Source organism: Nocardiopsis suaedae (assembly GCF_027706745.1).
Taxonomy (GTDB): Bacteria; Actinomycetota; Actinomycetes; order Streptosporangiales; family Streptosporangiaceae; genus Nocardiopsis_A; species Nocardiopsis_A suaedae.
In genome coordinates this window covers 39,304-59,988 of the sequence record NZ_JAQFWP010000028.1, presented here as the reverse complement: position 1 = coordinate 59,988, position 20,685 = coordinate 39,304, and the positions used below count along the sequence as shown (strand labels likewise).

At 73.7% G+C, this 20,685-nt stretch carries 22 protein-coding genes; 8 read left to right on the top strand and 14 right to left on the bottom strand.

All coding sequences use genetic code 11. The annotated features are described in order from the left end of the window. Positions 1–43 precede the first annotated feature (43 nt). The 4 genes from O4U47_RS16070 to O4U47_RS16055 all read left to right on the top strand — a co-directional run bounded on the left by O4U47_RS16070 (position 44) and on the right by O4U47_RS16055 (position 4,894). Entirely contained in the window at positions 44–1,693 is a 1,650-nt protein-coding gene (locus O4U47_RS16070; protein WP_270678674.1) for a hypothetical protein, read from the top strand. Then, positions 1,690–2,313, top strand: a complete 624-nt coding sequence (locus O4U47_RS16065; RefSeq protein WP_270678673.1) for an SMI1/KNR4 family protein — start codon at positions 1,690–1,692, stop codon at positions 2,311–2,313. Before O4U47_RS16070 ends, O4U47_RS16065 begins: the two co-directional genes overlap by 4 nt. Before the next feature lie 91 nt (positions 2,314–2,404). Beyond that, positions 2,405–4,048: a nucleotidyl transferase AbiEii/AbiGii toxin family protein gene (locus O4U47_RS16060; protein WP_270678690.1), complete on the top strand. Its 1,644-nt coding sequence runs from the start codon at positions 2,405–2,407 to the stop codon at positions 4,046–4,048. A gap of 69 nt (positions 4,049–4,117) precedes the next feature. Next, positions 4,118–4,894 (top strand): DUF4241 domain-containing protein, encoded by a 777-nt coding sequence (locus O4U47_RS16055; protein ID WP_270678672.1) that lies wholly within the window; start codon positions 4,118–4,120, stop codon positions 4,892–4,894. A 20-nt stretch (positions 4,895–4,914) separates the two neighbouring features. Here the strand turns inward: O4U47_RS16055 and O4U47_RS16050 are convergent, their stop codons facing one another. Both O4U47_RS16050 and pruA read right to left on the bottom strand, forming a co-directional pair. Next, positions 4,915–5,034 (bottom strand): DUF397 domain-containing protein, encoded by a 120-nt coding sequence (locus O4U47_RS16050; protein WP_270678689.1) that lies wholly within the window; start codon positions 5,032–5,034, stop codon positions 4,915–4,917. A 291-nt stretch (positions 5,035–5,325) separates the two neighbouring features. Beyond that, on the bottom strand, positions 5,326–6,954 hold the full coding sequence (pruA, locus tag O4U47_RS16045) for an L-glutamate gamma-semialdehyde dehydrogenase (RefSeq protein WP_270678671.1): 1,629 nt from the start codon (positions 6,952–6,954) through the stop codon (positions 5,326–5,328). A gap of 181 nt (positions 6,955–7,135) precedes the next feature. Here pruA and O4U47_RS31370 point away from each other — a divergent pair, with 181 nt between their 5' ends. Continuing rightward, positions 7,136–7,894, top strand: a complete 759-nt coding sequence (locus O4U47_RS31370) for a MerR family transcriptional regulator (protein WP_456299836.1) — start codon at positions 7,136–7,138, stop codon at positions 7,892–7,894. Positions 7,895–7,926: 32 nt separating this feature from the next. Here the strand turns inward: O4U47_RS31370 and O4U47_RS16035 are convergent, their stop codons facing one another. The 4 genes from O4U47_RS16035 to O4U47_RS16020 form a co-directional block, all read right to left on the bottom strand. Next, positions 7,927–8,379, bottom strand: a complete 453-nt coding sequence (locus tag O4U47_RS16035; RefSeq protein WP_270678670.1) for a DUF6912 family protein — start codon at positions 8,377–8,379, stop codon at positions 7,927–7,929. Between the two features lie 111 nt (positions 8,380–8,490). Beyond that, the gene (locus O4U47_RS16030; RefSeq protein WP_270678669.1) at positions 8,491–8,919 is read right to left on the bottom strand and encodes a type II toxin-antitoxin system HicB family antitoxin; all 429 of its coding nucleotides are present in this window, start codon (positions 8,917–8,919) and stop codon (positions 8,491–8,493) included. Further along, entirely contained in the window at positions 8,916–9,104 is a 189-nt protein-coding gene (locus O4U47_RS16025; RefSeq protein ID WP_270678668.1) for a type II toxin-antitoxin system HicA family toxin, read from the bottom strand. The genes O4U47_RS16030 and O4U47_RS16025 overlap by 4 nt, the downstream gene beginning before the upstream one ends. A gap of 161 nt (positions 9,105–9,265) precedes the next feature. After that, positions 9,266–9,928, bottom strand: a complete 663-nt coding sequence (locus O4U47_RS16020; RefSeq protein WP_270678667.1) for an HAD family hydrolase — start codon at positions 9,926–9,928, stop codon at positions 9,266–9,268. A gap of 149 nt (positions 9,929–10,077) precedes the next feature. On the opposite strand from O4U47_RS16020, the gene O4U47_RS16015 reads away from it, so the two are divergent. After that, a complete protein-coding gene (locus O4U47_RS16015) occupies positions 10,078–11,274 on the top strand; it encodes an acyl-CoA dehydrogenase family protein (protein ID WP_270678666.1) in 1,197 nt (398 codons plus the stop codon). 82 nt (positions 11,275–11,356) lie between these two features. Here O4U47_RS16015 and O4U47_RS16010 read toward each other — a convergent pair whose 3' ends face one another. The 8 genes from O4U47_RS16010 to O4U47_RS15975 all read right to left on the bottom strand — a co-directional run bounded on the left by O4U47_RS16010 (position 11,357) and on the right by O4U47_RS15975 (position 18,280). Next, positions 11,357–13,024, bottom strand: coding sequence for a glycoside hydrolase family 3 protein (locus O4U47_RS16010; protein WP_270678665.1), 1,668 nt, complete (start codon positions 13,022–13,024; stop codon positions 11,357–11,359). A gap of 138 nt (positions 13,025–13,162) precedes the next feature. After that, a complete protein-coding gene (locus tag O4U47_RS16005; RefSeq protein ID WP_270678664.1) occupies positions 13,163–13,603 on the bottom strand; it encodes a VOC family protein in 441 nt (146 codons plus the stop codon). Between the two features lie 91 nt (positions 13,604–13,694). After that, positions 13,695–15,389 carry a phosphoenolpyruvate--protein phosphotransferase gene (gene ptsP / locus O4U47_RS16000; RefSeq protein WP_270678663.1) on the bottom strand — a complete coding sequence of 565 codons (1,695 nt, stop codon included), beginning with the start codon at positions 15,387–15,389 and terminating at the stop codon, positions 13,695–13,697. After that, positions 15,389–15,646: an HPr family phosphocarrier protein gene (locus O4U47_RS15995; RefSeq protein ID WP_270678662.1), complete on the bottom strand. Its 258-nt coding sequence runs from the start codon at positions 15,644–15,646 to the stop codon at positions 15,389–15,391. The genes ptsP and O4U47_RS15995 overlap by 1 nt, the downstream gene beginning before the upstream one ends. Positions 15,647–15,666: 20 nt before the next feature. Beyond that, the gene (locus O4U47_RS15990; protein WP_270678661.1) at positions 15,667–16,347 is read right to left on the bottom strand and encodes an HAD family hydrolase; all 681 of its coding nucleotides are present in this window, start codon (positions 16,345–16,347) and stop codon (positions 15,667–15,669) included. Further along, positions 16,338–16,790 (bottom strand): PTS sugar transporter subunit IIA, encoded by a 453-nt coding sequence (locus O4U47_RS15985; protein WP_270678660.1) that lies wholly within the window; start codon positions 16,788–16,790, stop codon positions 16,338–16,340. Before O4U47_RS15985 ends, O4U47_RS15990 begins: the two co-directional genes overlap by 10 nt. Before the next feature lie 60 nt (positions 16,791–16,850). Next, positions 16,851–17,087: a glucose PTS transporter subunit EIIB gene (locus O4U47_RS15980; protein WP_270678659.1), complete on the bottom strand. Its 237-nt coding sequence runs from the start codon at positions 17,085–17,087 to the stop codon at positions 16,851–16,853. 149 nt (positions 17,088–17,236) lie between these two features. Beyond that, positions 17,237–18,280 (bottom strand): SIS domain-containing protein, encoded by a 1,044-nt coding sequence (locus O4U47_RS15975; RefSeq protein WP_270678658.1) that lies wholly within the window; start codon positions 18,278–18,280, stop codon positions 17,237–17,239. 160 nt (positions 18,281–18,440) lie between these two features. Here O4U47_RS15975 and O4U47_RS15970 point away from each other — a divergent pair, with 160 nt between their 5' ends. Then, on the top strand, positions 18,441–19,178 hold the full coding sequence (locus O4U47_RS15970) for a GntR family transcriptional regulator (protein ID WP_408638981.1): 738 nt from the start codon (positions 18,441–18,443) through the stop codon (positions 19,176–19,178). 97 nt (positions 19,179–19,275) lie between these two features. After that, positions 19,276–20,676, top strand: coding sequence for a PTS transporter subunit EIIC (locus tag O4U47_RS15965; RefSeq protein WP_408638980.1), 1,401 nt, complete (start codon positions 19,276–19,278; stop codon positions 20,674–20,676). Positions 20,677–20,685 lie beyond the last annotated feature (9 nt).

Sequence of the window (20,685 nt, the reverse complement as noted above, 5' to 3'; positions counted from 1 at the left end):
CCGTCCGGAGGACGGGACGCGCGGAGCGGAGAGCGGACGGAACATGGTCCACGACGGCAGGGGCAGGGACGGGCTGGTCGAACCCGGGTTCTTCCTCGGGGACAACAGCTGGGGCGGCCGGTTGTCCGACCAGGCGCAGAACGACGCTATCCGGGGCCTGCGGACCCAGCTGGACACCCAGCGCCACAGGCTCAATTCCGAGCTGCGGCACCTGCGCGGCTCGCTGGAGCAGCGCCTCGACCGGATGGCGGCCTCGTTCGACGCGTTCGTCGAGCTGAGCGACGTGCGCGAACAGCTCGTGCCGTTCACAGGGGCGGCGATGGCGCGCCGCCGCGTGCTGCTCATGCTCGACGGCGAGGTGCCCGGGGAGCTGCGGCTGGAGGCCTCCGCGGCCGAAGGGGACTACTGGTTGCTCCCCGCGGCGCACGGGCTGCACGCCCTGCTCCGCGACGACCTGCGCGGGGCCCAGCGGGGCTTCTCCGAGGCGGCCGGCCTCGACCCGCTGCGCGCGGGGGTGTTCACCCTGCTCGCGGCGGCCGAGCGGGCCCCGGAGGCGGCACCGGCGCTGGCGGACTGGATCCTGTCGGCGGTGCTGCCCGAGGCGCCCGGGCACGCGGCCTCCCACGAGTGGGCGCTGATCCTGCTCGCGGCCGAGGGCCGTTTGGGCGACGGGGCGCGGGCGTCGGTGCTGGCGGGCTGTGCGGAGCTGCTCCTGGACTCCCCCGAGGACACGCCCGTGCCGTCCGAGCTGCTGGAGTTCGGGAAGGGTGCGTCGGAGAAGGCGAAGGACCGGAGGCCGGTCCCGCTGTCCGCCCTCTCCGGGGTCGGGCCGGTGAAGGAGGCGCTGGCGGCGGCCGACCGGCTGGCCGACCTGCGCCGGGCGGTGGAGGCGGCCGACGCGGAGCCGTCCGGTGGCGGGCCTTCGCCGTCTGGCGACGCCCCTTCCTCCCTCGCGCTGGACACGGCCCGGCCGCTGCTCCGGCGCCTGGTCGAGGAGGGCAGCCCGGAGGAGGCGCCGCTGCTGTACCGGGCGGCGCAGCTCCGGGCGGTCGTGGAGAGCGGCGGCGGCGCGTCGGACGACGTCGCGCTGGAGACCTGGGAGGACGACCGCGGGCGGACGCTGGACCTGCTGCCCGGGGCGGCGTTCTCCCCGGAGGCCGGCCCGGAGCTGCGCCGCTTCGCGCTGGAGGTGTTCGCCCCCGTGGTCCTGCGGGAGGCCCGCGGGCGGGCGGAGGCCGCGCAGGCGGCGCTGCCGGATCGGTCGTCGGTCCACGTGAACGGGGTGGAGGTCGCGGTCGGCACCGCGGGGGCCGACCCGGCGGGGGCCAGGGCGGCCCAGGACCGGGCGCGCGACGCGGCGGGGGACGGCAACGACTCCACGCACACCGTCGGCGCGGGCGTGGCGGGCGCGATCGCGGCCGCGTCCGCCCTGTTCGGCCTGGTCATGCAGCAGCCGGGGCTGCTGGTGCTGGCGGTCGTGGCGCTCGCGGCGGCCGGAGGCCTGGTGCTCATGGGCAAGGACGCGCGCAAACGGCACGGTGAGGAGCGGGCGGCCGGGGCCGCATCGGTGGACAAGAAGCTGGACTCGGCCGTGGAGTCGTGGGCGCGGTACCGCGCCGAGGCCGAGCGGGTGCAGGGCCGGGCCCGCGAGGACGCCCGGGCGGTCGAACGGATGCTCGGGACGGGACGGTGAGCGCACGCATGGACTCCCCCAGGACCGCCGAAGAATGGCGCGTCTTCCTTGAGGAGGTGAGCGCCAAGGTCCTCGAGGTCGCCGACGACGAGGGCATCGACGTCTCGGACGACCAGCGGGCCGCCGGGTGGCTGGGCCACGAGGGCGCGGGCGAGGAGCGCATCGCCGCCCTGGAGGAGCGGTTGGGCACCCGCCTCCCGCCGAGCCTGAGGACCTTCCTGTCGGTGACGGACGGCTGGTCCCATCTGGGCTCCTTCCTGTACGAGCTGCGGTCGACCGAGGACATCGACTGGCTCCGCCGGGCCGAGCCGCGCGGCTGGGAGATCCTCCGGGGCGCCCGCGACGGCGAGGAGCCCGGGCACGAGGAGGACCGGATGATGGACCGGGCCCTGCTCGTGTCCCGCGAGGCCGACGCGCTGTACTGGCTGCTCGACCCGGGGGACGTGTCCGAGGACGGCGAGTGGGCCGCCTACATCTGGGCGAGCTGGTACCCCGGCCTGGGCGAGCGCCACGCGTCCTTCGCCGACCTGGTCGCCGACGAGGTCGAGGGGTTCGAGGACCTGGTACGGGCCAACGAGGCCGATGGTCTCAACGACCTGGTACGGCCCGAGGACGAGTGAGCGCCACGGCGCCGGTCGGCGCCGGGTGCAACCGGCACGGCCCCCGCACCGTCTGAGTGTGAGGAGCCCCCCACCGCCCCGAAAGGCCACCATGGAGTTCGCCGGCGACTTCGAGACCCATCTGACCCTGGACGCGCGCACCCCGGACCGGATCGAGGAGGCCGCCCGGTGGGCGCGGGCCCACGGGCTGAAGTTCACGCACATCGAGCTGGACCGGGGGTCCTCCGCGTCGCAGCCCATGGTGACCTACCACGGCCACGGGACCCTCGACGGTGAGCTCGCCGTCGCCGAGCGGTGGGCCGGGCGGCTGTCCGGGGCCGGGCTCCCCGTCACGCGCACCAAGATCGAGGCGTCGCCGGTGAACACGGGGGTCCCCTGGACGGCCGAGGAGGCCCACACGCTTCCCGGGCACTGCTACTTCGAGTTCCACATCAAGCTGCTGCTGGCGCCGGACGCCGACCTCGACGCGCTCGCGCGGCTGGTGAAGCCGCACCGGGCCCGGCTGTCGCGGAACGCGCGCCGGGTCCGCGAGGACGGGTACCAGGAGCGGTTCGTGACCCAGCGCTTCTCGGGGGTGGGCCGCCCCACCGCGACGGCCCTCCACCGCAAGCTCCTGGACGAGCTGGAGGGGCAGGGGCTGCGGTACCTGCCCCCGCGCCGGGCGGCGGACGCACCGGAGCCCGGGATCCTCGGTACCGAGCGGGAGTTCGTCGTCTACGACAGCGCCCTGGACCTGGACGCCGGGTGGATGGGCGCGTCGCCGGTCGCGGCGCCCGAGGAGCCCGGGCGCAAACGCCGCGCCGGCATGGAGCGCCAGCGGTACCCGAGCACCCACCTGCCGGTCACGGCCGGTCCGCACGCCAGGCAGGACAAGGTGTTCGACCCGGCGCTCAAGCACTTCGACCACGCGTACCGCCCCGGGGAGCCGGTGTTCACGGACCAGGGGCTGGAGTCGGAGTGGTGGCAGATGCAGGAGTGCGCCATGGAGCACGTGCTCACGGCGATCTGCGGCACGCGCTGGCGGGAGCACCTGGTGCTGCGCGGCAGCATGCTCATGCCGCTGTGGGTCGGCCCGGCCGCACGCCGCCCGCGCGACCTGGACTTCGTGGTGGTGCCCGCGGACATGGAGCCGGTCGGCGGGGACGCCGAGCGGATGATCGGGGACATCGTGGAGGGCGTCAGCGACGGGGTGCCGGACATGCCGGGGCTCGCGTTCGACCGGGACGGGGTGACCACCGAGAGCATCTGGACCTACGAGCGGGCGGAGGGGCGGCGCATCGTGCTGCCGTGGTCGTGGGAGGACCTGCCGCGCGGGTCGGTCCAGATCGACGCGGTGTTCCGGGAGCCGCTGCCGGAAGAGCCGGTGCGGGCGGTGGTCGGCCGCGAGGAGGTGCGGGCGGCGGGCCCGGAGCTGTCGCTGGCGTGGAAGGTGCTGTGGCTGTTCACGGACGCCTACCCGCAGGGCAAGGACCTGTACGACGCGGTGCTGCTGGCGGAGCGGTGCTCCTTGGACCGGGACCTGCTGCTGCGGGTCCTGGAGCCGACCATCTCCCAGGAGATGGGGGTGAGCGCGGAGTCGGTGGACGAGACGTTCCTCCGGTCGGAGTCCACGGACACCTACATCGAGGAGGAGTGGGGGCACTTCGCCCGCGAATGCCCATGGGTCGAGGGCACCTGCGAGGAGTGGCTGAGGCGCTTCGAGGAGGCGATGGCGCCGGTGTTCCACCGGGGATGACGGCGGTCGACGAGTCGGCCGTTCACTTCGGCCCCACCGAAAAAGACGAATACGACTGGAGAACGACAGTTGAGCGACCAGACCGCCGTCGGCGCGGCACCCGCCCCGGCGCCCCGCCACCCCGGGGCCTTCTTCACGGGAGGACGCCGCTTCCGCCACCCCGCTTTCGGGAACGAGGTGGTCGCGACCGAGGTCCTACCCCGGGGTGAGCTGGTGTTCCCGACCGGACGGCTGATCGCGGGGGACCCTACGGGGGTGGAGTTCACCGAGGACTACGCGCCGTACGTACAGGAGGTCCCGCCGGGCCGGTACCCGCTGCACATCGTGGTCGCCCGCCGCGACGGGGACACCGGGGACGATGGGGTCGACGGCACGAGGGTGTGCGCGGCGGTCCTGGTGCTGCGCGACGAGCCGGTGGCGGAGTGGGAGATGGCCCTGCTGCCCGGCCAGGATCCCGCGGCACTGGCCGTCGAGGAGGACCACGACGAGGAAGAGGGCGGCGACTTCGCCTTCTTCGGGTTCGGGGTGGACGGCGGGATGGCGTGCTTCTTCGACGCCTCACTGCTGGACCACTTCGCGGGGGTCCTCGCCGACGACGACCCGGCCCCGGATGCGCCGAGCTGGATCACCCTCCTGTGCGGAGGCGGCCCCTACCCGCGCGTCCAGGGGACCGACACGGTGACCCTGGAGGCCCCGGACGGGACGCCGGGCCTGGCCGCCTTCGAAAGCGGCTTCGGAGACGGCGCGTACCCGGTGTGGTTCGGCCGCACGGGCGACGGCGAGGTGGCGGCCGTGGCCGCCGACTTCCTGATCCTCCACGACGCCGTCCCCGAGGGAGAGGGCTGAGAGGCGCCCCTCCCCTGCCGTCAGGGGAGGGTGTCCCCCTTCAGGAGGGTGAGCAGGGCGGCCCCGTCACCAGCGGTGAAGGAGAGGTGCCCGAGGTGGGGTGACTTGGAGTCGCGGACGGAGGCCCTTCCGCCGGTCAGGACGTCTCGAGGGGTGATTCATCGGGCACTACCTCTGCCCCGCTTGGAGCGGGGGGCGCTTCATTCCCGATGCCATGTCGCAGCGCGCTACAGAAGCGGCCGGGAGAGGGAACCTGAATTCCCGGGACGCCCCCAGCGGCGACGGCCAGGCGTAAGGAGGGCGGCGGGCCGACACGGACGCCGCCGCGCACCTGGGGGTGGGAGGGCCCAGACGGCTTCGACGACCACCGCGGCGGGCGGTGGTGATAACACCCCCGACCACAGCCCCTCTCCGGCCGGAATCGGTTCACCTCACCCCATGTGCGGGTAGCGCCAGTCCGTCGGGGGGACGAAGGACTCCTTCACCGCCCTCGGGCTCGCCCAGCGGACCAGGTTGAAGATGGACCCGGCCTTGTCGTTGGTGCCGGAGGCCCGCGCCCCGCCGAAGGGCTGCTGGCCGACGATCGACCCGGTCGGCTTGTCGTTGATGTAGAAGTTCCCGGCCGAGAACCTCAGCGCCGCGTCCGCCTGCTCCACCGCCGCCCGGTCGCGGGCGACCACCGCGCCGGTCAGCGCGTACGGCGCCACGTCGGCCATCTGGGCGAGCACCTGCCCGTACCGGTCGTCGTCGTAGACGTGCACCGCCAGGATCGGCCCGAAGTACTCGGTGCGGAACACCTCGTCCTCGGGGTCGTCGCACTCCAGCACCGTCGGCTGCACGAAGTACCCCTCGGAGTCGTCGGCGTCGCCCCCGGTCAGGATCGTGATCGCGTCGGTGGCCTTGGCCCGGCGCAGCGCCTCGGCGTTCTTGGCGAACGCACGGTCGTCGATCACCGCCCCCATGAACGTGGACAGGTCGCCGGTGACGTCGCCCATGGTCAGCGCCTCGGTCTCGGACAGCAGGCCGTCCCGCATCCGCCCCCACACGCTGCGCGGGACGTACGCGCGCGAGGCCGCCGAGCACTTCTGCCCCTGGTACTCGAACGCCCCGCGGATCATGGCGGTGCGCAGCACGTCCGGATCGGCGGAGGAGTGGGCGACGATGAAGTCCTTGCCGCCCGTCTCCCCCACGATGCGCGGGTAGGAGTGGTAGCGGTCGATGTTCTCCCCGGCGGTGCGCCACAGGTGCTTGAAGGTGCGGGTCGACCCGGTGAAGTGGATGCCCGCCAGGTCGGGCTGGGACAGCGCCACCCGGGACACCGCCTCGCCGTTCCCGGTGACCATGTTGATCACGCCGGGCGGCATCCCCGCCTCCTCCAGCAGCCGCATCAGCCACCACGCGGCCGTCGTCTGCGTCGGCGACGGCTTCCACACGACGACGTTGCCCATCAGCGCCGGCGCGGTGGGCAGGTTCCCCGCGATCGCGGTGAAGTTGAACGGGGTGATCGCCAGGACGAAGCCCTCCAGCGGGCGCAGCTCCTGGCGGTTCCACACGCCGCGCGGCGACAGCGGCTGCTCGGCGTACAGGCGGCGGGCGTAGTGCACGTTGAACCGCCAGAAGTCGATCAGCTCGCAGGCGGCGTCGATCTCGGCCTGCTGCACCGACTTGGACTGGCCGAGCATGGTGGCGGCGTTGACGGTGGCCCGCCACGGCCCCGCGAGCAGGTCGGCGGCGCGCAGCAGCACGGCGGCGCGGTCGTCGATGGACATGGCCCGCCAGCCGGGCGCCGCCTCCCGGGCGGCGCCGATCGCGGCGCGCACGTCGTCGTCGGTGGCCTCGGGCATGCGGCCCAGGACATGGGAGTGCCGGTGCGGCACGACGGCGGGCAGGGTGGGACCTGAGCCCATGCGCCGCTCTCCCCCGATGGTCTGGTCGAGTTCGGCCTCGCCGCCGCTCAGCCGCACGATCTCGGCCTCCAGCAGGGCGCGCTCGGGCGTTCCCGGGGCGTGGGTCAGGTTCGGCTCGTTGACGGGCTCGGGCACGCGGGTCACGGCATCCATCGTCGCCTCCAGGACGGGTCTGCGGACTGGCATACCCGGGCGCGCGGCGCGGGTCACGCATCGGCCGCCGGCGCCCGCCATCAGATCCGTGACCGGCACAAACAGGGCTTGAAGGTGACGCGGCGTCACGTTCTAGGCTCGGTCCACGGCTCCCGACGAGGCCGTCTACAAGGTCGGCGAACTGGCCCGGGCGTCCGGGCTGACGGTCCGGACGCTGCGCTACTACGACCGCATCGGGCTGCTGCGCCCCACCCGCCGGACCGGTGGCGGCCACCGGGTGTACGGCGAGGAGGAGGTGCGGCGGCTCTACCGCATCCTGCTCATGCGCGGCGCGGGGCTGTCGCTCGGGGAGGTCGGGCGGGCGCTGGACGACCCCGGCTGGGACCTGCCGGGGGCGGTGCGCGCCCACCTGTCCTCCCTGGACGGGCGGCTGTCCGCCGCGCACCGGCTGCGGGACCGGCTGTCGGCGATGGCGGCCACGCTCGACCGTGCGGACGTGCCCACGGCGGTGGAGTTCTTCGAGGCGATGGAGGAGATGACCATGCTGGACAGCGCGGTGCGGCGCCGGGTGTCGATCCTGGTGTACGACGACATCGAGGCGGTCCACGGCCACCTGGTCCGGGTGTTCGGCCTGGGCGCGGGGCCCCTGGCCCGCGACGGACAGGGCCGGTGCGTGCACGGCGAGGTGGACGCGGGCGACGGCGTGATCTGGCTGCACCGCCGGGCGCCGGAGTACGGGCTGGACTCCCCCGCGACCCTGGGGGCCGCCACGGCGACCACGGCGGTGATGGTGGAGTCGGTCGACGACCACTACCGCCGCGCGGTGGCCGAGGGCGCGGAGATCGTGTACGCGCCCGTGGACCAGCCCTACGGGTACCGCGAGTACTCCGCCCGCGACCCGGAGGGCGGCCTGTGGTCCTTCATGGCGCCGCTGGGCTGAGGCGCGCCTTCCCCGGGCCGCCCTCTGGGCCCCTACTCGAACAGGTACTTCAGCTCCTGGACGGCGTACCACATCAGGTCGTGGTCGTCCTGGTGCCCGGCCTCGGGGTCCGCGGCGGCGCGGGCGATGTCGTCCTCGGCCCCCACATCGTCCACATGCGCGGACGCGAGCTTCTTGTACGGGATCGACCCGTCGACCCGCACCGCGGCCGGGCCGCCCAGGTCGGCGTCCTCGGTGATCGCGGCCTCGGGCATGTCGGCGGCGAGCACGACGCGACGCCGGGGCGCGCCGGGGTCGGCGGCCAGCAGGCGCAGGGAGGCGTCGGCCGCGGAGAGCATGGCCTCGTACTCCAGCTCCTCGTCGTCGCCCCCGGTGGCGCGCAGGGCGCCGGTGGCGGCGAACGCGGTCGACGGCTCGCCCCCGACCCGCCCCTCGGCCAGGATCTCGGCGAGGGCGGGCAGCGTGCACGGCAGGTAGATGCGCATGGGAGAAGTCTGCCAAAACCCGGCCCCTGGGCAGGCCGGGGACAGGCCGACCTGTGGACGGCGCCCGGCCGAACCGATCAAGGCGGCCGGACACGGTGCGTCACCCCCGCCTCATCCGGCCGCCTTGATCGGCGAGGTCCTCTGGTCACAGATCCTGGTGGGCTTCCTCCTCCGGGCCTCGGCACGGAGCTGAGAAACACGTTGATGCGAAATACCGAGCGCGCGAGCCGCATCGCGCTGTGAAGCGCCTTGGGCCATCAGCGCTTCGATGGCCGCGCTCATGGCCTGCCCCTCCTCGGCCGCGGCCCGCTCCCGTTCGGCACGCGCCCGTTCCAACCGTGCCAGCTCGTCGGCTGCCGCCGTGATCTCCAATTCGACCTCGACATCCTCGATCGGCAGGTCGAGGACGCCCGCGATCGCGTCGCGAGCCATCTCCCTTGCGTCGTCCAGATCTCGGCCGAATGTGTGGAGACGGAGTTCGGGTACGTCGACGAGCCAGTGGCGGCCGTCCTTCTCACACTGGGCCCGGTAGGTCTTCACAGGTCTTCGACCTCCTTGATGATCCGGCGGGCAGTGGGTTCCGCGATGTCTGCATGACGGGGCACGACGAACCGGTAGCCGCTGACGCTGTAGATGTCGTGTCGACTGCCGTGCCGCACGAACACCAGCGTCGCCCCCTTGTCCGCCGCCTTGCGCAGTGTCTCCAGTAGCTTCCGCTGCTTCATGCAGGCGTGTCTATATTACTAGGCACAGCGCGGCTATCAGTATAGACAAACTCATCGCCCGCAGCGGGGAGATGCCGGACATGACCCCCGACACCTCCCCGATGGGAACGGCTCGGTACCGGGCCTTGGGGACGCCCGGAACCGCCAAGGGCCCGACCGGGTCAGGCGCCCGCGGGCTGGAGGTCGGCTCCGAAGGCCTCGGCCAGGAGAGTGCGGGTGGTCGCGGCGTCGGTGTGCAGGATGCCGGTCATCCCCAGCTCGATCGCCGCCGCCACGTTGTGCTCCAGGTCGTCGATGAACACGCACTCCTGCGGCCTCAGGCCGCCGCGTTCGGCGGCCAGGTGGAAGATCTCCCGCTCCGGCTTGCGCATGCCCACCTCGCCCGAGATCACCACCGCGTCGAAGACCTCGGCGAACCTCTCACGCGGGTAGCCGTTGCCCCACGAGTTCGACAGCAGCGCGGTGCGGACCCCCTGGTCGCGTGCCAGCCGCAGCACCTCGTACATCTCCTCCACGGGGTGGAAGGCGGAGAACATCCGGGAGATGAGCCCTTCGGCGGGGACCCGGCCGCCGTCCACCAGGCGCAGTTCGGCGGCGAGCCTGCTCTCGAACTCGGGGACGGGGATCTCGCCGCGCTCCAGGGCGTGGATGGGGTTGCCGCCGCCGTCGGTCTCCCGCAGCCCGGCGAACCACTCCCGCATGACGGCGCCGTAGTGGTCGCGGTCGATGCGGTCGGCCGCCAGCCACGCGTCGATGGTGGGGCCCAGCGGGCCGGTGAGCACCCCGCCCCAGTCGGTGATGATGCCGCGCAGCGCGTGGGGCATGCGATCGCCTCCTCAGCCCCCGGGGGTCTGCGGTACCGGGGGACGGGCATTGTTCCCCTCCGGCCGCCCGCGAACCCTTCCGGCGCCCGGGGAAAAACATCGGCCACCGGAAGATACCGACCGGTCGGTGAAGTGGCATACTCGACACCATGGACTTCGGACTCAGCCCCAAGGCCCGCGACCACCTGTCCCGCCTCGAAGAGTTCATGGACGCCTGCGTCCTGCCCGCCGAGCCCGAGTACCGGCGCTGGCGCGCCGAGGCCGGCCCCGACGACCACCGCCTCCCGCCGGTCATGGAGGAGCTGAAGGCGCAGGCGCGCGAGCGCGGCCTGTGGAACCTCTTCCTGCCCGAGGTCGGCGGGCTGAGCGTCTCCGAGTACGCCCCGCTCGCCGAGGTGACCGGCCGCTCCCCCCTCGCCCCGCAGGCCCTGAACTGCTCGGCGCCCGACACCGGGAACATGGAGGTGCTGCACATGTTCGGCACCCCCGAGCAGAAGAAGCGCTGGCTGGAGCCGCTGCTGGACGGCCGCATCCGGTCCGCCTTCGCGATGACCGAGCCCGACGTGGCCTCCTCCGACGCCACCAACATCGCCACCTCGATCACCCGCGACGGCGACTCCTACGTGGTCAACGGCCGCAAGTGGTGGATCAGCGGCGCCGCCGACCCGCGCTGCGAGATCTTCATCCTCATGGGCAAGACCGACCCGGACGGCCCCGTGCACCGGCAGCAGTCCATGATCCTGGTGCCCCGGGACACCCCCGGCGTGGAAATCGTGCGCGCCCTCCCGGTCTTCGGCTACCAGGACCAGGAGGGCCACTGCGAGATCCGCTTCACCGACGTGCGGGTGCCCGCGGAGAACCTCGTCTCCGGCGAGGGCGACGGCTTCATGATCGCCCAGGCCCGGCTCGGCCCCGGCCGCGTCCACCACTGCATGCGGGCGCTGGGCGTGGCCGAGCGCGCGCTGGAGCTGATGGTCGACCGCGCGAAGAACCGCGTGGCCTTCGGCGCCCCCCTGGCCGACCAGGGCGTGGTGCAGCAGCAGATCGCCGAGTCGCGGCTGGCCATCGACCAGGCGCGGCTGCTGGTCATGAAGACGGCCTGGCTCATCGACGAGTACGGCGCCAAGGAGGCCCGCAACGAGATCGCGGCCATCAAGGTCGCCGCGCCCCGCGCCGCCCTGGAGACCGTCGACCGCGCCATTCAGGTGCACGGCGGCGCCGGTGTGAGCGACGACGTCCCGCTGGCCCTTATGTACGCCCACACCAGGGCGATGCGCATCTTCGACGGCCCCGACGAGGTCCACCTGCGCTCGCTGGCCAGGCGGGAGCTGAAGAAGCGGTCGTGACGCTTGTTGATCTCGGGGAAGTCGGGTTTATGACGCCCGTTTTTACCCCGACTTTCCCGAGATCATCGCGGAGGGGGCGGGCTCAGTACGACAGGCCGTCGCCGTACTCCATCCCCGTCTCCGGGATCGGCACGGGCAGCTCCCCCTTCGGGTCCACCTCCCCGGCGACGGCGCGCGCCGCCGCCGTCCGGGACACCGGGACCGACGAGTACACCGCCAGGTAGGCGTCGACGTCCGGAAGCGCCTGCAGGTCGTACGGCGTCCCCTGGGCGACCACGGCCACCGGGGCTCCCCCGGACGCCGCCTGCTCGACCGCCCGGCGCTGCTCGGCGTCGCCGCGCGCCCCGTTCGTGCCGACCACCACCAGGTCCGCGCCCGACGCGGTCCCGGTCGTCCGAACGCCCAGGTCCTCCAGAGCCGCCGAGATCTCCTCGGCCCCGACGCCCTGCACGGCGACCCGCGCCCCCTCGTCCACCGGGAGCGCGCCGCCCTCGTTGCGCAGCATCGTCACCGACGCGTCGGCCAGGCCCTGGGCGGCCGCGGCGGTGTCGTCGGAGGAGAACACCTCCGCCGCCGCGTCCGGGTCCACCGGCTCGGCGTCGAGGATGCCCCGCTTGGCCTTGAGCTCCAGGATCCGGCGCACCGACGCGTCCAGCCGGTCCTCGCCGATCCTGCCCTCGTCGACCGCCGAACGGACCGCGGCGAACGCCGCCTCGGGGTCCGGCGGCATCAGCAGCTGGTCGGCCCCGGCCTCCACGGCCCGGACCGCGACCTCCCCGTCGTCGTGGGTCTGGCGCACGCCCTCCATGTTCAGGGCGTCGGTGGTGACCACCCCGTCGTAGCCCAGCTCGTCGCGGAGCACCCCGTCGATGACCTCGGGCGAGAGCGTGGCCGGTTCGCCCGAGTCGTCGAGCGCGGGCATGACCACGTGGGCCGTCATGATCGCGTCGACCCCGGCGTCCACCGCTTCGGCGAAGGGCGGCAGGTCGTCGCGCTCCCAGTCGGCCCGGTCCTTCTCGATGACGGGCAGCCCCGTGTGGCTGTCGGTGCCGGTGTCCCCGTGCCCGGGGAAGTGCTTGACCACCGGCACCACCCCGCCGTCGGCGAACGCCCCGGCCTCGGCCGACGCCATCCGCCCCACCAGGCCGGGGTCGGCGCCGAACGAGCGGATGCCGATCACCGGGTTGTCGGCGTCGGTGTTCACGTCGGCGACCGGCGCGTAGTCGAGGTTGATCCCCACCGCCGACAGCTCGGCGGCGGTGGCCGAGGCCAGCGCCTCCGCCTGCCCGGTGTCCCGGGTGGCGCCGACCGCCATGGCGTCGGGGAAGCGGGTGCCCTCCTCCAGCCGGGCCACCATGCCCTGTTCCTGGTCGACGCCGAGCATCAGGGGCACCCCGGCCCCCTCCCCGGCGGCCGTCTCCTGGAGCCCGTTGGACAGTTCGGCGATCTCGGCCGGGGAGCCCAGGTTCTCCGGGAAGTAGATGAGCCCGCCGGGGCGGTAGTCGGCGATGGCCTGGGCGTTCTCATCGGGTGTGGTTCCCGCGGCGTTGAGCACGAGGAGCTGGCCCACCTTGTCGTCCAGGGACATCTCCCCCAGCACGGCCTCGGCGCGCTCGGCGGCCTCGGCGTCGGTGGCCGGGGGCCCGGAGCCGCCGTCCCCGCCCCCGGGCCCGTCGGCCCCGGACGTGCAGGCGGTGGTCAACAGCAGCAGGCCCGCACCGAGCGGCGCGAGGCGGCGGAGCGCGGACATGGCGGTCTCTCCGGCGTGGTCGACGGGAAGGGTCGGCGGGGGACGGCGGGCCTGGGCCCGCTGATGGACTGTACCGCCGACTCCGGCCTGGACCGCCCTCCGCTCAGGACGCGATCGACGAGCACCCCGACGCGGTGCTCACCCGAGCTCCTGGGCCAGGGCCACGATGACGCCCTCGGGGCCGGACATGTAGCAGAGCCGGAAGACGTCCTCGAAGTCGGCGATCTCGCCCACGAGCTCGCCGCCGTGGCGGCGCAGGCGTTCGACGGTGTCCTCGATGTCGTCGACGGCGAACATGACGGTGCGCATCCCCATCACGTTCGGCTGGGCGGGTCCCGGCTCGGGGACGGCCGCCTCCGGGGTGCGGTACCTCGTCAGCTCGATCTTGCCGTTGCCGTCCGGGGTCCGCAGCATCGTGATCTCCGAGCGCATGCCCTCGATCCCGACGACGCGGCCCGCCCACTCCGCGTCGATGGGCATCGACCCCTCCACCTCCATGCCCAGCTCGACGAAGTACGCCGTGGCCGCCTCAAGGTCGCCGACGACGATGCTGACGTGGTCCATCCTCTTAATCGCCATGGGGCGACCGTAGAGGGCGCTGGTGACGTTCTCCTGGAGGAACGCGTCGGGGCCGCCCACCGGTTCGGCGGGCGGCCCCGGACAGGCCCCCTTACAGGCCCAGTTCGGCCACGCCCGACAGGGCCTCGCGGGCCGCGCGCTTGGCCTCGTCGACGCCCGGGGCGTCCAGGGCGGCGCTCGCGGCCGCCTTGCACTCCTCCAGGGTCGCGCGGCTCAGCGCCGCCCGGACCAGCGGCAGCGCGGACGCCCCCATCGACAGGGTGGTCACCCCGGTGCCCACCAGCACGCACGCCAGCAGCGGGTCGGCGGCGGCCTCACCGCACACCCCGCACGGGCGGTCCGCCGCGGCGGCGGCACGTGCGGTGGCCGCGATCAGCTCCAGCACCGCGGGCTGCCACGGGTCCTGGAACCGGCCCAGCCCGCCGGCCTCACGGTCGGCCGCGCAGGCGTACTGGGTCAGGTCGTTGGTGCCGATGCTGAAGAAGTCCGCGCTGCGGGCCAGGTGGCGGGCGCCCAGCGCGGCCGCCGGGACCTCCACCATGACGCCCGCGTGCTCGATCCCCGACTCCCGCGCGCGCTCGGCGAACCAGGCGGCGTCCTCGGCGTCGGTCACCATCGGCGCCATCACGTTGAGCACCGCCTGCGCGCCGTCCGCCGCCTCGGCCAGCGCCGAGAGCTGGGAGGACAGCATCTCCGGGTGGCGGCGCATCATCCGCAGGCCGCGCACCCCAAGGGCCGGGTTGGGCTCCTCCCCGGGCGGCGGCAGGAACGCCAGCGGCTTGTCGGCACCGGCGTCCAGGGTGCGCACCACGACCTTGCTCCCGGCCGGGAACGCGTCCAGCACCGTCCGGTAGGCCTCCACCTGCTCCTCGCGGCCGGGGGCCTCGCCCCGGTCCAGGAACAGGAACTCGGTCCGGTACAGGCCCACCCCTTCGGCGCCGTTCTCCAGCGCCGCCGGGAGGTCCTTGGGGCCGCCGATGTTGGCCAGCAGCGGCACCCGGTGGCCGTCGGCGGTGGAGCCGGGGCCGGAGCTGCCCGCCGCGGCGGCCTCGCGGGCGGCCTGGCGGGCGGTGGCCCGTTCGACCTGCTCGCCGGTGGGGTCGGCGACGACCACGCCGCCGGTCCCGTCGACGAGCAGCTCGGTGCCGTCGGTGATGCGGTCGGCGGCCTCCCCCGCGACCACCGCGGGCAGCCCGAGGGAGCGGGCCAGGATCGCCGAGTGGCTGGTGGGCCCGCCCTCGCGGGTGACGAAGGCCAGCACCGTGGCCGGGTCGAGGGTGGCGGTGTCGGCCGGCGCCAGGTCGGCGGCGACCAGCACGAACGGGGTGTCGGACTCGGGCACCCCGGGGACCGGCACGCCCATCAGCCGGGCGACGATGCGGTCGCGCACGTCGTCCAGGTCGGCCACCCGGGCGGCCATGTACTCCCCCGCCGAGGCGAGCATGTCCCGGTAGACCGCGAACGCGTCGGCGACCGCGCGGGCGGCGGCCGCGCCCTCGCCGACGCGGCGGCGCACGTCGTCGGCCAGGGCCGGGTCGCGCGCCATCAGCGCCTGGGCCGACAGCACCTCCTGGGCCTGCCCTCCGGCGCGCTCACCGCGCGCCGACAGGTCCTGCGCGGTGGCCTCCATCGCCTCCAGCGCACGGTCCGCCTCGGCCCCGGCGTCCCCCTCGTAGCCGCCCGTGGGCGGCTCGGGCACCGAGCGGGCCAGGCGCAGCGCCGGGCCGTGCCCCACACCGGGGCTGACCCCGGTGCCCTCCAGCACATCGCCCGCGGACGTCCCCATCAGGCGGCACCCGCGATCTCGGCCAGGCGGTCGAGCACCGTGCCGGCGTCCTCGCCGTCCACCCGGATGGTGATCTCGTCACCGTGCCGCACGTCCAAGCCCATCACGGCCAGGATGCTCTTGGCGGAGACGGGCGCGCCGTCCCCCTTGGCGACGGTCGCCTCCCCGGACGCCTTCGAGGCGGCCTCGACGAACATCGCCGCGGGACGGGCGTGCAGCCCGACCTCGGACTCGACTTTCACGCGGCGCTCTGCCACAGCTGGCTCCTCTGTATTCCTCATGCCTTGGCTCGGCCGGTCCCGGCGGGCGGGGGCCAGCCCACTTCGGTCAGGCGGTCGACCACCAGGTCGGCACCGGACAGTGTCTCGCGGGCGTGTGTGGTGGTGATCCCCACCACGCCCATCCCGGCCCTGCGGCCGGCCTCCACCCCGGCGGGGGTGTCCTCGAAGACGGTGATCCGCTCGGGCGGCACCTCCAGGATGCGCGCCCCGGCCAGGTACCCCTGCGGGTGGGGCTTGCCCTCGGCCACGTCGGCGGCGGTGACCAGGCCGCTGAACAGCTCGGCGATCCCGGCCATGGCCAGCGCGGTCTGGGCCCACTCGCGCCCGGCGGAGGTCACCAGCGCGACGGGCACCCCGCGGCCGTGCAGGGCCTGCACGAACTTCACCGACTCGGGCAGCACCTCCACCGGCGGCAGGTCCGGCGCGGAGCCGATGCGCTGCAGCTCGACCAGGAGCACGTCCCAGGACACCCCGGGGAACAGGGAGGGGTCCTCGGCGATGACGTCGGGCCCGCGCCGCCCCATGAAGCGGTGCAGCACCTCGCGGTCGTAGGGCCGGCCGTGGGCCTGGAGCAGGCGCGCCCAGACCTCCATGGACCGCGGCTCGCTGTTGACGAGCGTGCCGTCCAGGTCGAACAGGGCGCCGCGCCCGGCGGCGCCGGCCGCGCTCACCGCCATGCGAACAGGGCGGTGGCGCCGGCCTCGACCGCGCCGGACTCCACCGTGTCCAGCACCGTGTCCTTGGGGGCGTCCAGGGCGACGACGGGCACCGCAGGGGAGCGGCCGCCCTGCTCGACCTCGGCGGGGTCCCAGCGCACCAGCGGGGCCCCGGCCTCGACCGTGTCGCCCTCGGCGGCCAGGGTCTCGAACCCCTCCCCCTTGAGGTCGACGGTGTCGATCCCCAGGTGGACCAGGACGCCCTTGCCGTCAGCGCCCGCGATCACGAAGGCGTGCGGGTGCAGCTTGACGATGGTGCCGGCGATGGGCGCGACCGCGGTCTGCGGGGCGCGCTCGGGGTCGACGGCGGTGCCCGGGCCGACCATCCCCTGGGAGAAGACGGGGTCGGGGACGCCGGACAGGCCGGTCGCGGTCCCCGGTACGGGCGAGAGGACTTCGAGCATGGTGGGCACCTCCCGGTGCGGGGCGCGGGCCGGGTGTGCGGCCCGCGCCGGGTGCGGATGTCAGTCGAGGATGTCGTTGATGTCGTCGGTGAGCGCGTCGGCCTCGGGGCCGACCACCACCTGGACGACCTTGCCCTGGGAGAGGACGCCGTGGGCGCCGGCCGCCCGGAGGGCCGCCTCGTCCACCTTGGACGGGTCCTCCACCTCGGTGCGCAGGCGCGTGATGCACGCCTCGATCTCGGTGATGTTGTCGGCGCCGCCGAGCCCGGCGACGATCGCGGCTGCCTTGTCGGCCATTGTGGTTCCTTGCCTTCTTCGAGGTTCCGGCGGGCCGCCCGCGCCCGCGGGCGGTCGGGGACCGGCGCGACCTGCCGGTCCAAGCAGAGCTTAAGCCCGCGCGGCGCGCGGGCCGAAGTGTCCGGCCCGGGCCGCCCGGCGCGTGGGCCTCAGGAGGTCTGGGTGACCTTGCCCAGACCGCGGGGCGCATCGGGGTTGTACCCCAGGCGGCGCGCCAGCCGCTCGGTGAGCAGCTGGGCCGGGACGATCAGCCCGATGGGCGCGGTCCACTCGGGCATGTCCGGGCCGGGCAGGGCCAGGTCGCAGGCGGAGGCCAGGGTGGCGCCGCCGCCGATCCCGTAGACGGGGGCGCCGGCCGAGGAGACCCGCTCGGCGAGGGCGGCGGTGCCCGGCAGGGTCGGCCCGGAGTTCGCCGCCACCAGGATCGCCGGGGTGTCCTGGTCGACCACGGCGATGGGCCCGTGCAGCAGGTCGGCGTAGGACAGGCCCATGGCGTGCAGGTAGCAGGCCTCCTTGAGCTTGAGGGCGGCCTCCAGCGCGGTGGAGAAGGCCATGCCGCGCCCGGAGACGACCGCGCCCGGCACCGGCGCCAGCCGCTCGGCCAGCTCGTCGACCCCGTCGCCGGGGGCGGCCAGCAGCTCCTCGATGGCGTCCGGGACGGCGTTCAGCTCGCCGGGGTCCAGATCGGCGCCCAGCCCCAGGGCGAGCACGGCCAGCGCGGCGAGCTGGGTGGTGTAGGTCTTGGTGGCCGGCACCGCCAGCTCGTCCCCCGCGCTGGTGACCAGCGCCAGGTCGGCGGCCTCGGCCAGCGGGGAGCCCTGGCCGTTGGTGACCGCGACGGTGCGGGCGCCGCAGTCGGCGGCCCAGGCCATGGTGTCGACGATCTCCTCGGTGCGGCCGGACTGGGAGATCGCCACGGCGAGCACCCCGTCCAGGTCGACCTTGGAGCCGTAGGTGGTGGCGATGGACGGCGAGGCCAGGGTGGCCAGCCGCCCGGCGTGGGCCTGCAACAGGTAGGAGCCGTACACCGCGGCGTTGTCGGAGGAGCCGCGGGCGATGAACAGCACCTGCCGGGTGCTGCGGCCCAGCTCGCCCAGGGCACCGGTGAGCGGCGTCAGGTCCTGCAGGGTGCGGCGCAGCGCCGCGGGCTGCTCGGCGATCTCGGCGCGCATGACGCTCGTCGTCGTGGTCATCAGGCATCTTCCCCATCGCTGGTGCCGCCGGGAGGCGCCGGCGCCCGTGTTAATCGCTGATCGGCCGGGAACGGATCGGCACATCGACGATGTACTCTGGTCTAGTCCGGCCTATACCAGTCATACCAGAACGTCCCACCAGCGAACAGGCGACGCGATCATGATCGACCCCACGAGCCCGGTGCCCAAGTACGCGCAGCTCCGGGACCTGCTGCTGGACTGGATCGATGAACACGGGCTCGCCGTCGACGACCCGATCCCCTCCGAGCGCGAGCTCGGCAACCGCTACGGGCTCTCCCGGATGACCGTCCGCCAGACCGTGGACGTGATGGTCTCCGAGGGCAAGCTCTACCGCGTGCCGGGCAAGGGCACCTTCGTGGCCCGCCCCAAGATCGCCATGCCCCTCGAGCTGGCCTCGTTCACCGAGGATATGCGGGCACGCGGGTTCACACCCGGATCCCGCGACCTGGCGCGCCGCACCTCCCCGGCCTCCGCGCACACCGCGCGGCTGCTCGACCTGCCCCCCGGGGACCCGGTCCTGCACATCGAGCGGCTGCGCACGGCGGACGGCGAGCCGATGGCGGTGGAGCGCACGACGCTGCCGCTGGCACCGCTGCCCGGACTGGAGCGCATCGCGCTCGCCGACCGCTCCCTCTACCGGATCCTGGAAGAGGAGTACGGGATCCTCCTCGACTCGGGGGAGCAGACCATCGAAGCAGGGATCTGCGACCCCGCAGACGCGAAGCTGCTCGGGCTGGCCAACAACAGCCCGGTGCTGTCCATGCAGCGCCGCAGCTTCTGCAAGGGGGTCTGCATGGAGCTGGCCGTGTCCAGCTACCGCGCGGACCGCTACCAGTTGCACTCGCGTCTGGACCCGCGGCGCCCCTCCGGCGGCTGAGCCGCCGACGCCGTCCGCCGACGGCCCATCCGCCGGGCGCGCCCCGCACACGCGCCGGCGCCGCCATCCCATCCGTCCGCACCACATGGAGGACCAGTTGAGTTCCACGAAATCCGCCGAGAGCGGCGCAGGGGCGGGATCCTCGCTCCTGGGGCTGCTCCAGCGCATCGGGCGCAGCCTGATGATGCCCATCGCCGTGCTGCCGGCGGCGGCGATCCTGCTGCGGCTGGGCCAGGGCGACATGCTCGGCGCCAACGGGCCCGAGCCCGGCGGCCTGGCCGACGTGCCCGGCATGGGCTGGATGGAGCCGGTCGCCGGGGTGATCGGCACCGCCGGCGACTCGCTCTTCCAGGCGCTGCCGCTGCTGTTCGCGGTGGGCGTGGCCATCGGCTTCGCCAAGAAGGCCGACGGCTCCACCGCCCTGGCCGCCGTGGTCGGCTACATGGTCTTCGACCGGGTGACCAAGTACCTGTTCTTCAACTTCGACCCCAGCGGTGAGCTGAAGGCCAGCGTGTCCACCTTCGACGACGCCGGCGAGGCCATCATCAACTGGGGCGTGAAGAACCCCTCCGACGTGCTCGGCGGCATCGCCGTGGGCCTCCTGGCCGCGGTGCTGTGGCAGCGCTACTACAAGATCAAGCTGCCCTCCTGGCTGGGCTTCTTCGGCGGGCGCCGGTTCGTCCCCATCATCACCGCGGTCGCCTCGCTGCTGCTGGCGGTCCTCTTCGGCTTCATCTGGCCCACCGTCGGCGGCTGGATCAACGACCTGGGCACCTGGATCGTGGCCTCCGGCCCGCTGGGCGCCGGCGTCTACGGCGTCGTCAACCGCCTGCTCCTGCCGTTCGGCCTGCACCACATCGTCAACTCGGTGGTCTGGTTCGTCTTCGGCAGCTTCGAGAACCCCGCCACCGGCGAGGTCGTGCACGGCGAGATCAACCGCTACCTGGCCGGGGACCCGACCGCGGGCGGCTTCCTGTCCGGCTTCTTCCCGGTGCTGATGTTCGGCCTGCCCGCCGCCGCCCTGGCGATGTGGCGCGCCGCGCACCCCAGCCAGCGGGCCGCGGTCGGCGGCATCATGATCTCGGCGGCGCTGACCGCGTTCGTCACCGGCATCACCGAGCCGATCGAGTTCGCGTTCATCTTCATCGCCCCGGTGCTGTTCGCGGTGCACGTGGTACTGACCGGCATCTCGATGGCGATCCTGAACGCGCTCGACGCCCACCTGGGCTTCGGGTTCTCCGCGGGCCTGATCGACATGGTGCTCAACGCCTTCAAGTCCAACACCACCGGGCTGGTGTGGATCCTGCTGATGGGCGTGGTGTACTTCGTGCTCTACTACGCGATCTTCACCTTCCTGATCAAGAAGCTGAACCTGCCCACCCCGGGCCGTGAGCCGATCGAGGAGAACGCCTCGGTGGCGGCCGACCCCGACCAGGCGGGCGGCGCGGCCGCCCCGGCCGAGGGCGGCACGGGCGAGGGCAAGGGCGGCACGGGCTAGCCCGGCACC